Below are 15,385 nucleotides of genomic sequence, written 5' to 3'. Positions count from 1 at the left end.
CCCCGACGCGGCCTGGATCAACAAACCCGCCGAGAAAACCGACACAAAAGCAGCAGCCTAACTCCCACTGGCCTCATTCACCTTGACAAATTCCGCAACGATAAGCCCGCTCCTCGTCAGGGGAGTTTCTGATGGCGCTCACCCCGGGCCACGCTCATACTGGTGCCATGAGCGACCGTGATGACTTTCTGGCCTGGGTCAAAAGTGACCTCCATGATGCGGAAGTGGCCCTTCACAACGGTGATGCCGCCCCGCGCCGGGCGCTCTGGTCCCGAAACGAGCCGGTAAGCGTCCTTGGGGCATGGCGCAGCGCCTTCGGACAGTACGAACTGAACGACCTGTTTGAAAGCCTCGAACGGCAGTTCTCTGACTGCACCTCGTACTCCTTCGAGCTGCTCTCGTATGACATTGTCGGCGACGTCGCTTACACCGCCGGCCGGGAGCACACCTCGACCTCCGTGGATGGGCAGCCTCGGAGTTACATCTTGCGAGCCACCCAGGTATATCGACGCGAAGACGGTCAATGGAAGGTCTTCCACCGGCATGCCGACACGGTACAGCAAGAGGGGTAACCCGCCAGAGACCCCGCCCCTACATATCCCATCCCTTGAAAGCGCCTGTAATGTCCCACTACAAGGGGTGTCGCTGCAGTTTCCACTGTCACGGTTCTCCTGTCCCTAGGGGTTTTCCGGGGACAAGGCGGGGTGCGGGGCGGTGCGGTTTATTCGGAGCCGTTGTCCTGCGCTTCGAGGTGTTTAGCCATGGCTTCAACGGCGTGGTTCCAGCGCGCGGTCAGGGCTTGCCTGCTCAATGGTTCGAAGATGCCGGTCAAGACCTTTTCCACTGCATCATATGCGGCGTCTTTGACCCGTTCCTGCGCCGCCGGGCTGTAATAGTTCATGCCCATGGTTCGCGACCGCGGCCACAAAGGATTGCCGTCCTGGCCGGCTGTCATGGCCGCTTGCGGGGTTGTCTGACAAGCGTCCCGAAGCGTCGAAAACGCGGATACCCTACGGTTGTCGGCACCCCGAGAACATGATGGACCTGGCGTCCTTTGGTACTTCTACTTTCTGCCGGCGGAGCACAGATCTATGATCAGTCCCCTCCCGCGCACTCACGGGCCGCACGGATGCCTTATCCGGGAAAGGTGACGGACACCGCCGCAACTGTCCCATCGGCAGCCTTGATCCGAAACTTGAAGGATGTATTCCGTTCCCAAACCAGCTCGAACGGCCAGACCATTACCCACCACTCCGGCCGACCAAAGGCGGAACTGCCCCCGACGTCGTCATCGAACCGAGGGCAACGCGACAGGCCGGCCGGCACGGTCATGGGATAAGAAGCACCCGCGCGAGCCGCGACAACCCGGCCGAGACGATCCGCAGGGCCATCGGGCTCGGCGTCGTCGGTGCCAACGTTGAAGACCGGCTTCGGCCCTTCGATGAAGCCGTCGCCCGCGTGCACGCCATCATCACCGCCGCCAACGACGAAGGTATCGACTTTCAGCTGAACGCCCGCACGGACGCCATCGCTCGCGGCGGTGACCGTCCCCTCAAGGACAGCATCGATGACGCCATAGCCCGGGGCCGTACGTTCCTGGATGCCGGCGCCTCGTTGGTCTTCGTCCCGGGAGCCCTCACCCGTGAGGTCATCGAACCCCTGGTCGAGGGACTGGGGCGCGGAAAGCTGTCAGTGATCGGCGCCCCGGCGCACTGCCCGCAGCAGACCTGCAGGAACTCGGGGTCGCCCGCGTCTCCTACGGCCCCTTCACCCAGCGTGTCGCCCTGCGCGCACTCCGCGAACTGGCCACCGACCTCTATGGGACCGGTGTCATTCCCGTCGACACCCCACCCCTGAACTAACCCCAAGAACCTGTCTCCTGAGAGACACGGACAAGGGAAGCGTGCATGGTGAAGTCGGGAAGTCTTTGCCCTCGGCTTGAGTGATCTTCGACCTCGTCGTGCTCAGTGTGCTCTTCGAGGCAGTGCGTAATGAGGGGTTCACCCCCGACAGACGACAGCCCAGCACATTACAGAGAGGAATTTTGATGGAGTTTAGCTATGAGGTTAAAGGCTCCTACGCGGAAGTTAAGGCTGATGGGAGGCTGAACATGGTCTCCGCACCCAATCTTCGGGAGTTCGACTCGGACGTGATCGTCGTCGGGTCCAACCGGATTGTGGTGAACCTGGAAAAGACCGTGTTTTGGACTCCTCCGGCCTGGGCGCACTTATCGGCTGCCTCAAGGCGGCGCGGCAGGCCGGCGGGGACCTCCGGATCGCGGCGGTCCAGCCACAGGTGAGGATGGTCCTGCAGCTGACCAGCATGGACAGGGTCCTCACACAGCTTACGGATCGGCCGAAGATGCGTTCAGCAATGACTGAGGTCCTGGCGTCCCGCAGCTACCGCGGCCGGCTACCGAAGACGCCATCGAGTCCGTCCACAATAACCTGGACAGCCTCTGGCTCAACGCCCCTTCGTCCAGAGAACAAGTGGCCGCCCAGCCGGTAAGGGGAATCACGGGTTGTTAGCGCAAGCGAAGCAAGCTGGAAGTAGACCCCGGAGTCTCGCCACCTCAAGTTCGTTGGCCAGGTGCCGGCATCCTTCCCTGAGCGGACAGCCAGGCGCACGGATCTAACTCGTTGCACTGGGACCCACAAAATAATTGCTGCACCAGCAGCGGCACGCAGGGCGTTCGCCATACGCAAATGTAGTGGGGCACGTGCAGACGAGTGTGGACATTCCGTGCAGACGACTTCGGAAAATGACAATCACGCGGACACCAGCAGGCGGCGGGCGTCTTGCAAAGTCGTCTCACTGCTCCTCGTGTCTCACGGCCCAGTTTTGGGGGTGTCACACATGGTTTTTACGGGTGAGAAATGGGTCGGCGTCCTTCTCCAGGTCCTGATCACTATCGGTCTTGGGGCGGGGGCCTGGGCTGTTGCCCGGTCCGTGATCTCCCGCATCGTCGGACGGGTCAGTAACGGTTACGCGATGCTGAAGAAACCTCATTTCCGGTGGGCGCAGCCGGTACTGCGGACCCTGGACCACGAACGCCGGGTCCAGCGGGCGGAAACCATCGGATCCGCTGCTGACCAGTATCGTCGCGGTCCTGATCGTGGTGACCGTGATCATCTATACCCTGGGCGCCTTGGAGGTCAACGTCGCGCCGCTGCTGACCAGCGTCGGGATCCTGGGCATCGCGATCGGTTTCGGCGCCCAGCAACTGATCCGGGACTTCCTGGCCGGGATCTTCATCACCCTGGAAGACCAGTACGGTATCGGCGATGTCATCGAGACCAGCGAAGTCATCGGAACCGTCGAATCCGTCGGCCTTCGTATCACCCGCGTCCGCGCCGAAGACGGCACCATCTGGTACCTGCGGAACGGCGAAATCCTGCGCGTCGGCAACCGCTCACAAGGCACCTACACCCTCACCACCGAGGACACGACACCGGACGAGGCACTAACCCCGGCAGGAAGGTAGGACATATTTCTGCCGGGGTTTGAGGCTCAGTTGGTGGTAGCAGCGTAGAGGTTCAGGGTGGCGGAGAATATGATCCATGAAAGGTAGGGAAGCATCAGGATCCCGGCGGCCGGGCTGATGGGCCCGAAGCGGACAACGGTGAGGCTTACTGCCAGGGCCAGGGCTGTGATGATGAGGAGCGCCAGCCACAGGGCAGGGGTTCCGAGCATGGGGTACATGCCGAAAAACGTGGGTGACCATGCCAGATTCAGGGCCAACTGGATGGCGTAGACTTCCAGGGCCCGACGGCGGGAGGCCGGCCGGTGCCGCCAGACGAGCCACGCCGCGACGGCCATGGCTGTGTACAGCACTGTCCATATGGTCCCGAAGACCCAGTCCGGTGGTGTCCAGGGGGCTTTGTTCGCTGCCGCGTACCAGCCGTGGGCGTTCGCGGTGATGGCCAGTGAGCCGAGCAGTGATACCGCGTGCGACAGGGCAAGAAAGCCGAGCAACGCAGCAATCTGACGGCCGGTACCAGCGGTCGCCCGGCCACGCATTGGGTGCCGTCTCATGCGGCGTGGGTGCCGGGTGTCTTTTTGACGGTGGCGAGCAGGATGACGCCGGCGATGGCTGTGGCGCCGGCGAGGAGGAAGGCGATGAACGCTTGGGGCGGGGCAGAGTCGGCTTCTCCGAGGATGGTGATGCCAAGGGTGACGGCGACCAGCGGGTCGATCACTGTAAGCCCGGCGACGACGAGTTCGGATGAGCCGTGGGTATGTGCCGTCTGGACCAGGAACGTTCCTGACAGGGCGGCAATGACCAGCCCGGCCAGGCAGGTCAGAGACAGCCATTCAAAGTCGCCCTGGAAAAGCCGACCGATGACGGTTTTGGCCAGCGCCGCGACGAAACCGAACAGGACCCCGGCCGCTCCGGTGAACACGATGGCACCCCACCGTCGGCGCCACAGCCCGTAGGCCACGGCCAGTAGGGCCAGGACAACACCGAGCACGACCAGGATCGTGACCAGGTGCCGGACACTGATTTCAACATCCTCGGCGGAGACCGCCGCGACGGCAACGAAGGCACCCACCCCTGCCACACACAGGGCCACCGATGTGAGAGCCCGGCGGCCAGGGGACCTGCGCGTCGTGCGGGCCGTGGCCAGGGTGGTCACGACCAGGGCCACCGCACCGATGTGTTGGACGACGATCAAAGGGGAGAACCTCAGGCTTGTGAGCTGCAGAAGGATCGCCGCTGCGAGCATCGTCGTCCCACCCAACCACGCCGGTTTGGCCAGCAGGGCCTGCAGGCGTCCGCCACCCATGCTCCCGGTCGTTCGGCCCTGTGCTGCGGGCTGATCCTGGACGGCTTTGTGTTGAAACATCGTGCCCAGGGCGAGCAGGACCGCCCCGGCGATAGCGATCGGGATGCCCAGCCAGTGATAGGACGACAGCGCCGGCACGGCAAGGGTGGGGATCATGATCTGACCCTACCGAACCCAACCACCAAAAAAGACCGCATCGGGTGCAAAGAAGCCCAGCAGTTGGCTTGAGCCTTGGTCTCAAATAAAGATTGGAGGCCCTTTGAAGTGGCCTCTGGCAGTTGCTCGCGGATTCGGTCACCGCGGCACCCAAGCTGGCTCGTGCACTCTCCGCTGCCCTGAACCTGGATTTGGGCGCCGAAGCCGAACGCCTGCTGCGGCCCGAGATCAACTCCTGCCTGCGCTGACCGGGGAGGGACGCCGGAACCGCCGTACACATGGGGCACGCCCATCACTCTGAGGGGTGCCGCATGACGGACGCTCCCTCACGGAAGAATCGAACTCATGCACGGCGAAGGTTACGTCCAGCCCATCATGTTGCTTGTCGACAAGTCGTCACCGGCAGCCCACATCGACGCCGCCCACGCCGCCGCCCTGGCAAGTGTCCTCGCGTATGCCGAAGAGAGCCTGTCCATGGTGGACCCGGACCCGTCATGGGCCGCCGGGCTGGATGGGCCGTTCACCAAGTCCGCCCGCCGCGCCGACGCGAGGACGTACGAGAAGATCAGCACCAAGTTCCCGCCGCCGAGCACGCCGCCGTCACCGTCGGCAAGGCCCAGGCCATGGCGTTCCGCCCCACCACGTACGGGGCGATGTCCCGGCACCTGGCCAAACTCCAGGTCTCCGGCACCGACCTGCCCCAGCGCGCCACGGACCACCCGATCGTCGCCCCCGAGGGCTCCCCCGTCCTGATGCTCAACGCCGGCCTGGGCATGTCCACCGGCAAGCAGGCCGCCCAGGCAGGCCACGCGCTGTTCGCCTGGTTCCTGTCCCTGGACACGGCCGAGCGCCGGGCCTGGTACGAGGCAGGCTGCCCGTTCCGGATCGAACTCGTCCAGCAGGAAGCCTTCAACGACTACGCCGCCGGCGTCCCGGAGGACCTGCTCATCGTAGATGCCGGACGCACCGAGATCGACCCGGGATCCGCGACGGCCTTCGTCAAAGCCTGACCCGAACCTCCCGCCATTGTCGCTCCCTAACAAAAGTACTGCTCGCCAGGAGAATTCTGGATTTGAGAACGGGAAGCGAAATGTGTTGACAGCCAAAGTCTGCTGTGAGATCGACTCAGCCGAGGTCCTGAGATCACCGGTACTAGCTTGGATGAACAATCCCACCGGCCCGAAAGCCATTCCTCGCAGCGTCTCGCGGGCCTACCACCGCAAGGCACCCCTCCAATAAAGCAGACATAAGTGTGGACACTGTCCACACCCTATTTGGCAGGACAAACTGGGTAAGTGTTACTCGCCCACCGGACGAGGACGAACGTCCAAAGCAGGTTTGGCATCAACATCGGCGACGTCATGTAGTAGCCGTGACCCCCGGCCCATGAATAGATGTGGACCACCCGGCCCACCTATCAGAACCGGAACGAGGTACTGGAGTAACTCAGTCAGAGCAGGCGGAAGGCCCATCAGCCAGGATCTTGAACCCGCTACCCCACACACCTGCATAGGCTCCGCGGCAGCCAGGCCACAGCCCGCACACCAGCCGTCAGAGCGACGCAACCACAAGCTTTGTCAACACGCCAAAGCAAAATCGCCTCTGACGAGGGAAAACGTCGTGCCCGAGGTGGGACTCGAACCCACACACCTTTCGATACCGCATTTTGAGTGCGGCGCGTCTGCCAATTCCGCCACTCGGGCGCGGAATACGTGGTGCTGACCGGTACGCCCACTACTGATTGTGAGCAACGCGATCGCTTCACGTATGCGGAATTACTCTACATGCAGATAGGCTAAATTCCAGAATCGCGCCGCTGATGCCGCAACAGACCATGCAGTTCAAAGTACGGCCGCGGGCGCACCTAAAATGGTGATGTTCCCGCCGTACCATTTCAAGGAGATCCCGTGACTGAACAGACGGAGTCAAAACCCACTTCCCAACCGGCGCGCCGCGTCATTGTAGCCGAGGATGAAACCCTCATCCGCCTCGACATCATCGAGATCCTGCGCGGCGAAGGGTACGACGTTGTGGGCGAAGCAGACAACGGCGAGAAGGCCGTGCAGCTCGCCGAGGAACTCAAGCCCGACCTCGTCCTCATGGACGTCAAGATGCCGGTTATGGATGGCATCACCGCGGCGGAGAAGATCGTCAAGGCCCGAATCGCCCCCGTGGTTCTGCTGACCGCGTTCAGCCAGAAGGAACTCGTGGAGCGTGCCCGCGACGCCGGCGCCATGGCTTATGTGGTCAAGCCTTTCACCCCGGCCGACCTCATCCCTGCCCTGGAAATTGCCCTCTCCCGCCACGAGGAAATCAAGGCCCTCGAAAGTGAGGTCTCGGACCTGCAGGAGCAGTTCGCCACCCGCAAGCTCGTGGAGCGCGCGAAGAGCCTCCTCACCACCAAGATGGGCCTGACGGAGCCGGAGGCATTCCGCTGGATCCAGAAGACCTCCATGGACCGACGCCTCAGCATGCGCGAAGTCGCCGAGACCATCATCAACCAGGTCAACTAGGACTCCAGATAAACGGAAGAACCCCTGCCAGTCGGCAGGGGTTCTTCCGTTTAATCCGAAGCCCTGGCGTTGAGCCAGCCGGGCATCAATAGGCTCAACCACCGGGCAGTTTTGTTAGGACGTCGGCCAGGGGCCGAGCTTATCCCGGGGCGCTCCACTTTCGCCGAAGCCTGCAGTGTCGGCGTCGTCGCCCACCCTGTGCGCCTTCAGTATGTTGGTGGAACCGGCCTTTCCGGGAGGGGAACCGGCGGCAATGATCACCATGTCGCCGTCTTCCACCAGTTTCATTTCCAGCAGGCTGCGGTCAACCTGTGCGGTCATCTCGTCAGTGTGGCCCACCATGGGAACCAGCACCGGCTGGATGCCCCACGTCAGCGCCAACTGGTTCCAAACGTGCTCCACCGGGGTGAAGGCGAACACGGGCCTGATGGGGCGCAGGCGCGAAAGACGCCGTGCGGAGTCGCCGGACTGGGTGAAGGTACAAATGTACTTGGCCTCCAGCTGGTCAGCGATTTCGACGGCGGCGCGGGTGATGGCGCCACCACGGGTCTTGGGCTTGGTCCCCAGCGGAGGAACGCGTTCCAGGCCGTGGACTTCGGTGGATTCAATGATCCGGGCCATAACCTTGACGGTTTCGATCGGGTACTTGCCCACGCTGGTCTCGCCTGAGAGCATAACTGCGTCTGCACCGTCAAGGACGGCGTTGGCGCAGTCAGAGGCTTCCGCCCGGGTGGGGCGCGGGTTGTCGATCATCGACTCAAGGACCTGCGTGGCCACGATGACCGGTTTGGCCCAGCGGCGTGCCAGTTCAATGGCGCGTTTCTGTACGATCGGCACCTCCTCGAGGGGAAGTTCCACACCCAGGTCGCCACGGGCAACCATGATCGCGTCGAAGGCATCAATGATTTCGTGGAGCTGCTCCACGGCCTGCGGCTTTTCGATTTTGGCGATAACAGGCACACGGCGGCCCTCTTCGTCCATGATCTCGTGCACACGGGAAATGTCTGATGCGTCGCGGACGAACGACAAGGCAACCATGTCAACGCCGCGGCGCATGGCCCAGCGGAGATCGTCCTCGTCCTTTTCGCTCAGGGCCGGTACGTTGACGGCAACGCCAGGAAGGTTGATGCCCTTGTTGTTGGACACCATCCCGCCGACGGTTACCACGGTAACCACCTTGACGTCGTCCACCTCGATGGCCCGCAGGGCGACCTTGCCGTCGTCGATCAGCAGGGCATCGCCCACGTTGACGTCCTCGGTAAGGCTCTTGAGCGTGGTGGAGCAGATGTCCTTTGTGCCTGGAACATCCTCAGTGGTGATGGTGAAAATGTCACCCGCGGAGAGGGCGTGCGGGCCATCCACAAACCGGCCCAGGCGGATCTTCGGGCCCTGCAGGTCGGCCATGATCGCCACCGGCTTGCTCAGCTGGGCTGCGGCCTTGCGGACATTCTCATAGGTGTTGTCGTGTACGGAATAGTCGCCGTGGCTCATGTTCATGCGGGCCACATCGACGCCCGCTTCCAGCACGGCGAGAGTGTTTTCAAAGCTGGCAATTGCCGGGCCAAACGTGGCCACAATCTTAGCGCGTCTCATATACCTACCCTAATAGTGTGCTGCATTGATTGAGTTGTTGTGGAAGTGAACACGCGGCGAACTGAACGGACGTCATAGGAGAGTGATGGCACGGTCCGTCGGGGCCACGGGCGCCGGCAGGATGGTGCTGCCCATGAGGAACTTGTCCACGGCGGCAGCGCAGGCGCGGCCCTCGGCGATAGCCCACACAATGAGCGACTGTCCGCGGCCGGCGTCACCGGCCACAAAGACTCCCTCGGTGTTGGTCATGTAGTAACCGTCGCGGGCCACGTTGCCGCGGCCGTCGAATTCGGCGCTGACCTGCTCGGTGATCCCGGCAGGTTCGGCTCCGGTGAAACCCAGGGACAGGAAGACCAGGTCCGCCGGGATGACCCGCTCGGTACCGGCTTTGGGGAGCCGCTTGCCATCCACGAATTCCGTCTCGGCAACCTTCACGCCGGTGAGCTTGCCATTTTCGCCCACGAACTCCACGGTGGAGGCGAGGTACGTACGTTCGCCACCCTCCTCGTGCGCGCTTGCCATTTCGAACAGGGTGGGGAACGTCGGCCAGGGCTGGTGCCCGGCACGTTCCGGCGGCGGCTGCTTGCCGATGGCCAGCGTGGTCACCGAAGCGGCTCCATGGCGGTGCGCGGTGCCGAGGCAGTCAGCGCCAGTGTCGCCGCCGCCCAGGATCACCACATGCTTGCCCTTGGCGTGGATCTGGTTCTCCACGGTCTCCCCCGCGACAACGCGGTTGGCAGGCACCAGGTAATCCATGGCGTAGTGCACACCGTCAAGGTCGCGGCCCGGGATGGGCAGGTCCCGCGGCACGGTGGCGCCGGTAGCAACCACGACTGCGTCGTAGCGGCGGCGCAACTGCTCCCACGTCACGTCTGTACCCACGGCGACGCCGGTGCGGAAGCGGGTGCCTTCCGTTTTCATCTGCTCGACCCGGCGGTCAACCTGCTCCTTCTCCATCTTGAAGTCGGGGATGCCGTACCGGAGGAGGCCACCGATCTTGTCGTCGCGCTCGTAGACAGCCACGGTGTGGCCCACCCGGGTGAGCTGCTGCGCGACGGCGAGGCCTGCGGGGCCGGAACCGACGACGGCCACCGTCTTTCCGGTCAGGCGCGTCGGCGGCAACGGATTAACCCAACCGCTGTCCCAGGCTTCGTCGATGATGGACACTTCAACCTGCTTGATGGTCACGGCAGGCTGGTTGATTCCCAGCACGCAGGACGCCTCACACGGTGCCGGGCAGAGCCGGCCGGTCCACTCGGGGAAGTTGTTGGTGGCATGCAACCGCTCAATCGCTTCCTCCCCCTTGTCCCGCCAGGTGAGGTCGTTCCACTCGGGAATAAGGTTGCCCAGCGGGCAGCCCTGGTGGCAGAACGGCACGCCGCAGTCCATGCAACGCCCGGCCTGGGCCTTCAGGACACCCTTTTCCTGAGCCTCGTAAACTTCCTTCCAGTCCATGATGCGGACCGGAACAGGGCGGCGTGGCTGGGTTTCACGCTGGCGTACTTTAAGAAATCCGCGTGGATCAGCCACCGGTTACCTCCAGGATTCGAGCCCAAACTTCTTCGCCATCGGGGTCAAGGCCCTCTTCAATGGCGTCAAGGCGGGTTTGCAGGACTGCCGCGTAATCGCGGGGCAGAACTTTGGTAATACGGGCAGCAGTGTCGTCGAAGTTCTCCAGCAGGCGGGCAGCGTGCAGGGATTCCGTTTCCTCAACATGCTTGACCAGCAGGCCGTGGACAATGTCGCGGTCTTCGGCGTCGAGTTCCATAAGCTGGAGCTCACCGGACTGCAAGGCATCCTTGTTCACCCGGGTGGTCCGCAGGTCCAGAACGTAGGCGGTACCGCCGGACATGCCTGCACCGAAGTTGCGTCCGGTCCGCCCGATGATCAGGGTCTGACCGCCGGTCATGTATTCGCAGCCGTGGTCGCCGATGCCTTCAACAACAGCCGTGGCTCCGGAGTTGCGGACCAGGAAGCGTTCGCCCACCTGGCCGCGAAGGTATATCTCACCGCTGGTGGCGCCGTAGCCAATCACGTTGCCGGCAATGACATTTGCTTCGGCCGTGAACACGTTGGTGCGGTCCGGCCGGACAATAATCCGTCCGCCGGAAAGGCCCTTGCCCACGTAGTCGTTCGAGTCGCCGAACAGGCGCAGCGTGATGCCGGCGGGCAGGAACGCACCCAACGACTGTCCTGCGGTGCCGGTCAGGGTGATATCGATTGTGTCCGGCGCCAGCAGGTCGGTGCTGAACGTCTTGGTCACCGTGTGGCCGAGCATCGTGCCCACCGAGCGGTCAGTGTTGATGACGTCCACGGCGATCTTCACCGGTGTGCGGTCGGTCAGTGCCTCGGTGGCCATGGTGATCAGACGCTGGTCAAAGTGCTTGTCCAGTTCATGGTTCTGCGAGGTGAGGTTGCGCAGCGGGGCGTCGTCGTCGAACTCAAGGCCGTGGAGGATCGGGTCCAGGTCCAGGCCGTCGGCCTTCCAGTGGTTGATCGCTTCGCGGGCGTCCAGAACTTCGGCGTGGCCAATGGCCTCCTCGATGGTCCGGAAGCCGAGTTCCGCGAGGATTTCGCGGACTTCCTCGGCCAGGAATTCGAAGAAGTTGACCACGAATTCGGGCTTGCCGCTGAAGCGGGCACGCAGTTCGGGGTTCTGGGTTGCCACACCCACCGGGCAGGTGTCCAGGTGGCAGACGCGCATCATGATGCAGCCTTCCACCACCAAGGGAGCGGTGGCGAAGCCGAACTCCTCCCCGCCGAGCAGGGCAGCGATAACAACGTCGCGGCCCGTCTTGAGCTGGCCATCCACCTGCACCACGACGCGGTCGCGCAGGCCGTTGAGCATCAGCGTCTGCTGGGTCTCCGCGAGTCCCAGCTCCCACGGCACACCCGCATGCTTGAGCGAGTTGAGCGGGGACGCGCCGGTGCCGCCGTCATGTCCGGAGACTAGTACGACGTCGGCCTTTGCCTTGGTGACACCCGATGCCACCGTGCCGATCCCAACTTCGGAGACGAGCTTGACGTGGACACGGGCCGAGGGGTTGGCGCGCTTCGCATCGTAGATGAGCTGCGCGAGGTCCTCGATGGAGTAGATGTCGTGGTGCGGGGGCGGCGAAATGAGGCCGACGCCGGGCGTGGAGTGGCGTGTCCGGGCAACCCACGGGTACACCTTTTGCGCCATGAGCTGGCCGCCTTCGCCGGGCTTGGCACCCTGCGCCATCTTGATCTGGATGTCGTCGGCGTTGGTCAGGTACAGGCTGGTGACGCCGAACCGGCCGGACGCGATCTGCTTGACCGCAGAGCGCCGTTTCGGATCCAGCAGACGGTCCACGTCCTCGCCGCCTTCGCCGGTGTTGGACTTGCCGCCCAACTGGTTCATGGCGATCGCGAGGGTCTCGTGGGCTTCCTTCGAGATGGACCCGTAGCTCATGGCGCCGGTGGAGAAGCGCTTCACGATGCTGGAGACGGGCTCCACTTCCTCCAACGGCACGGCGGGACGGTTGTCCTTGAACTTAAGCAGCCCACGCAGGGTCATCAGGTTCTCGGACTGGTCATCCACACCCTTGGTGTAGGCCTTGAAAATGTCGTAACGGCGCTCACGCGTGGCGTGCTGCAACCGGAAGACAGTCTCCGGGTTGAAGAGGTGCGGCTCGCCGTCGCGGCGCCACTGGTATTCGCCGCCGCCCAGCAGCGGGCGGTGCGGCTGCTCGATGCCGCCTTCCGGGTAGGCCATCTGGTGCCGCGCCGAAACCTCAGCGGCAATGACATCCAGGCCCACGCCGCCCAGCTGGGAATGCGTGCCGGCGAAGAACTCGTCCACCAGGTCCTGTCCAAGGCCGAGGGCCTCGAACGTCTGCGCGCCAGTGTATGAGGCCACCGTGGAGATGCCCATCTTGGACATGATCTTCAGGACGCCCTTGCCGAGGCCCTTGATAAGGTTGTAGACGCCGTCCTGCGGGGTAACCCCCACCACGTCGCCGGTGGAAATGAGCTGCTCCACGGATTCCATGGCGAGGTATGGGTTGACTGCTGACGCGCCATAGCCGATCAGGACCGCCACATGGTGCGTTTCGCGGACGTCGCCGGCCTCAACCACCAAAGCGGTCTTGGTGCGGTTGGCGCTGCGCAGCAGGTGGTGGTGCACGGCGCTGACCAGCAGCAGCGACGGAATCGGCGCCCACTGGGCGTTGGAGTCGCGGTCGGAAAGCACTACGTACTGCACGCCGCGGTTGATGGCACCGGACACCTGCTCGCAGATTTCGGTGAGCCGGGCACGCAGCGCGGATTCGCCGCCTTCAGGCCGGTACAGCCCTCGGACCTTCATCGCCACCTTGTCGCCGGCGGGCGATTCAATGTTCGCGATCTTGGCCAACTGGTCGTTGTTGATGACGGGGAACGGCAGCGAAATCTGCGGCTGCCGTACCCTCTTGGTGTCCAGGAGGTTGCCGTTGGGACCGATGGCGCAGGTCAGCGACGTGACCAGCTCTTCGCGGATCGCGTCCAGCGGCGGGTTGGTGACCTGGGCGAAGGACTGCACAAAGTAGTCAAAGAGCAGGCGGGGGCGCTTGGACAGCACCGCCACCGGGGTGTCAGAGCCCATCGCGCCCAGCGGTTCGGCGCCGGTGCGGGCCATTGGGCCCAGCAGGATCTTCAGCTCTTCAGTGGTATAGCCGAACGTCCGCTGGCGGATATTCACCGACGCAGCCGTGTGGACCACGTGCTCACGCTCGGGAAGCTCGTTGAGGTCGATCAGGTTGTCCTTGACCCATTCGGCCCACGGGTTCGCCGCGGCCATTTCGGCCTTGACCTCTTCGTCGTCGATGATGCGGCCGGCGTCAGTGTCCACCAGGAACATCTTGCCCGGCGAAACGCGGCCCTTCCTAACCACCTTGGAGGGCTCGACGTCGATCACGCCCACCTCGGAGGCAAAGACGATCAGGCCATCCTCGGTGATCCAGTAGCGTCCGGGGCGCAGGCCATTGCGGTCTAGGGTGGCGCCCACCAGGTTGCCGTCGGTGAACGATACGGCGGCGGGGCCGTCCCACGGCTCCATGAGCATGGAGTGGTATTCGTAAAAGGCACGCCGTGCCGGATCCATGGTGGCGTGGTTTTCCCAGGCCTCGGGGATCATCATCATGATCGAGTGCGTGATGGGCCGGCCGGAGAGCCAGAGCAGTTCAGCTACCTCATCAAAGGACGCGGAGTCGGACGCGCCGGGCGTGCAGATGGGGTAAAGCTCTTCGGGGGAATCCCCCAGCAGCGGGTTGGCGAGCTGGGACTGGCGGGCACGCATCCAGTTCCGGTTGCCTTTGACCGTGTTGATTTCACCGTTGTGGGCGATGGTGCGGAAAGGCTGGGCCAGCGGCCAGGACGGGAACGTGTTGGTGGAGAAGCGCGAGTGGACAATGGCCAGCTTGGTCTTAAAGCGCTTATCGGAGAGGTCCGGGTAGAACGGCTCCAGCTGGGCGGTGGTGAGCATGCCCTTGTAGACAATGGTGCGGGAAGACAGGGACGGGAAGTAGACACCGAACTTGTTCTGGGCACGCTTGCGGATCCGCCAGGCACGGGCGTCGAGCTCATTGCGGTCCATCTTCTCGCCGGTTGCCGAGGCGAGGAAAGGCTGGGAGAAATACGGCATGCAGGCGCGGGCCATGGCGCCCACCAGGTCTGCCACGATGGGCACTTCGCGCCAGCCCAGGACGGTGAGGCCCTCATCGGCGGCCAGGCCTTCAATGCCTGCCTTGGCGGCGTCGGCCTCTAGCTGCTCTGCCGGCAGGAAGGCGGTTCCCGCCACGAACTGGCCGGGCGCAGGAAGTTCGAATTCGGTGACGGCACGGAAGAACTCATCCGGGATCTGCATCAGGAGTCCGGCACCGTCACCGGTGCCTTCGTCTGCGCCGACAGCACCACGGTGCTCGAGATTGCGCAGGGCCGTAAGCGCGGCGTCCACGATGTCGTAGCCCGGCTCGCCGCGGAGCGTGGCGATGATCGCAAGGCCACACGCATCTTTTTCGTTTTCTGGGTTGTATAGACCCCGGGCCTCCGGCAGCGCAGCGAAGCGCTTAAACGGAGAGACGGGGCCGTCAGATCCTATTTTTTCGGACCAGCGTGGGCTATGAAGATGGGTCATTGAAGACGTCCTTCCTCGAGATCGTACGTATGGAAGGGACACCGTTGGCCCCACTTCTCAGCGCCTGTGTGATGGGCACAACAAAGTGTTTATTTATTGGAAATTGTAGGCCAGACAGGCCTGCTGAACGAACAGTTACGCAGGCCCCTGACCCGGGCTTGACCGGTCAGCAGCTCTATGCTGCCCAGTCGGGCCCTGTTGCC

At 63.5% G+C, this 15,385-nt stretch carries 11 protein-coding genes, 1 tRNA gene and 3 pseudogenes; 7 read left to right on the top strand and 8 right to left on the bottom strand.

Annotated elements, in window-relative coordinates; translation table 11 throughout:
• Positions 1 to 167 precede the first annotated feature (167 nt).
• The gene (locus ABIB45_RS15330; protein WP_354216702.1) at positions 168 to 572 is read left to right on the top strand and encodes a nuclear transport factor 2 family protein; all 405 of its coding nucleotides are present in this window, start codon (positions 168 to 170) and stop codon (positions 570 to 572) included.
• A 149-nt stretch (positions 573 to 721) separates the two neighbouring features.
• Here ABIB45_RS15330 and ABIB45_RS15325 read toward each other — a convergent pair whose 3' ends face one another.
• Positions 722 to 901 (bottom strand): hypothetical protein, encoded by a 180-nt coding sequence (locus ABIB45_RS15325; protein WP_354216701.1) that lies wholly within the window; start codon positions 899 to 901, stop codon positions 722 to 724.
• Between the two features lie 233 nt (positions 902 to 1,134).
• Positions 1,135 to 1,464, bottom strand: a complete 330-nt coding sequence (locus ABIB45_RS15320) for a hypothetical protein (RefSeq protein WP_354216700.1) — start codon at positions 1,462 to 1,464, stop codon at positions 1,135 to 1,137.
• Here ABIB45_RS15320 and ABIB45_RS15315 point away from each other — a divergent pair.
• The 3 pseudogenes from ABIB45_RS15315 to ABIB45_RS15305 all read left to right on the top strand — a co-directional run.
• A pseudogene (locus ABIB45_RS15315) lies at positions 1,360 to 1,862 on the top strand (isocitrate lyase/phosphoenolpyruvate mutase family protein); the annotation flags it as partial. The gene ABIB45_RS15320 and the pseudogene ABIB45_RS15315 sit on opposite strands and share 105 nt — an antisense overlap.
• A gap of 185 nt (positions 1,863 to 2,047) precedes the next feature.
• Positions 2,048 to 2,381, top strand: a pseudogene (locus ABIB45_RS15310) (STAS domain-containing protein).
• Between the two features lie 475 nt (positions 2,382 to 2,856).
• Positions 2,857 to 3,484, top strand: a pseudogene (locus ABIB45_RS15305) (mechanosensitive ion channel family protein).
• Between the two features lie 26 nt (positions 3,485 to 3,510).
• Here ABIB45_RS15305 and ABIB45_RS15300 read toward each other — a convergent pair.
• Together ABIB45_RS15300 and ABIB45_RS15295 are read right to left on the bottom strand one after the other, a co-directional pair.
• Positions 3,511 to 3,975: a TspO/MBR family protein gene (locus ABIB45_RS15300; protein WP_354216699.1), complete on the bottom strand. Its 465-nt coding sequence runs from the start codon at positions 3,973 to 3,975 to the stop codon at positions 3,511 to 3,513.
• Positions 3,976 to 4,031: 56 nt separating this feature from the next.
• On the bottom strand, positions 4,032 to 4,943 hold the full coding sequence (locus ABIB45_RS15295) for a DMT family transporter (RefSeq protein WP_354216698.1): 912 nt from the start codon (positions 4,941 to 4,943) through the stop codon (positions 4,032 to 4,034).
• 122 nt (positions 4,944 to 5,065) lie between these two features.
• Between ABIB45_RS15295 and ABIB45_RS15290 the strand changes: the two genes are divergently transcribed.
• Positions 5,066 to 5,191 (top strand): hypothetical protein, encoded by a 126-nt coding sequence (locus ABIB45_RS15290; RefSeq protein ID WP_354216697.1) that lies wholly within the window; start codon positions 5,066 to 5,068, stop codon positions 5,189 to 5,191.
• Between the two features lie 375 nt (positions 5,192 to 5,566).
• On the top strand, positions 5,567 to 5,953 hold the full coding sequence (locus ABIB45_RS15285; RefSeq protein WP_354216696.1) for a peptidyl-tRNA hydrolase: 387 nt from the start codon (positions 5,567 to 5,569) through the stop codon (positions 5,951 to 5,953).
• 611 nt (positions 5,954 to 6,564) lie between these two features.
• On the opposite strand, the gene ABIB45_RS15280 is transcribed toward ABIB45_RS15285, so the two are convergent.
• Positions 6,565 to 6,646: transfer RNA gene (locus tag ABIB45_RS15280), tRNA-Leu, on the bottom strand.
• 204 nt (positions 6,647 to 6,850) lie between these two features.
• On the opposite strand from ABIB45_RS15280, the gene ABIB45_RS15275 reads away from it, so the two are divergent.
• Positions 6,851 to 7,456, top strand: a complete 606-nt coding sequence (locus ABIB45_RS15275) for an ANTAR domain-containing response regulator (protein WP_309819760.1) — start codon at positions 6,851 to 6,853, stop codon at positions 7,454 to 7,456.
• A 114-nt stretch (positions 7,457 to 7,570) separates the two neighbouring features.
• Here the strand turns inward: ABIB45_RS15275 and pyk are convergent, their stop codons facing one another.
• From pyk to gltB, 3 genes are all read right to left on the bottom strand, one after another.
• Positions 7,571 to 9,049 carry a pyruvate kinase gene (gene pyk / locus ABIB45_RS15270; protein ID WP_354216695.1) on the bottom strand — a complete coding sequence of 493 codons (1,479 nt, stop codon included), beginning with the start codon at positions 9,047 to 9,049 and terminating at the stop codon, positions 7,571 to 7,573.
• A 72-nt stretch (positions 9,050 to 9,121) separates the two neighbouring features.
• Positions 9,122 to 10,579 carry a glutamate synthase subunit beta gene (locus ABIB45_RS15265; RefSeq protein ID WP_354216694.1) on the bottom strand — a complete coding sequence of 486 codons (1,458 nt, stop codon included), beginning with the start codon at positions 10,577 to 10,579 and terminating at the stop codon, positions 9,122 to 9,124.
• Positions 10,572 to 15,182: a glutamate synthase large subunit gene (gene gltB / locus ABIB45_RS15260; protein ID WP_354216693.1), complete on the bottom strand. Its 4,611-nt coding sequence runs from the start codon at positions 15,180 to 15,182 to the stop codon at positions 10,572 to 10,574. The genes ABIB45_RS15265 and gltB overlap by 8 nt, the downstream gene beginning before the upstream one ends.
• Positions 15,183 to 15,385 lie beyond the last annotated feature (203 nt).

It is taken from the genome of Arthrobacter sp. UYCo732, assembly GCF_040547265.1.
Lineage (GTDB): Bacteria > Actinomycetota > Actinomycetes > Actinomycetales > Micrococcaceae > Arthrobacter.
This window is presented reverse-complemented; position numbering and strand designations above follow the sequence as displayed.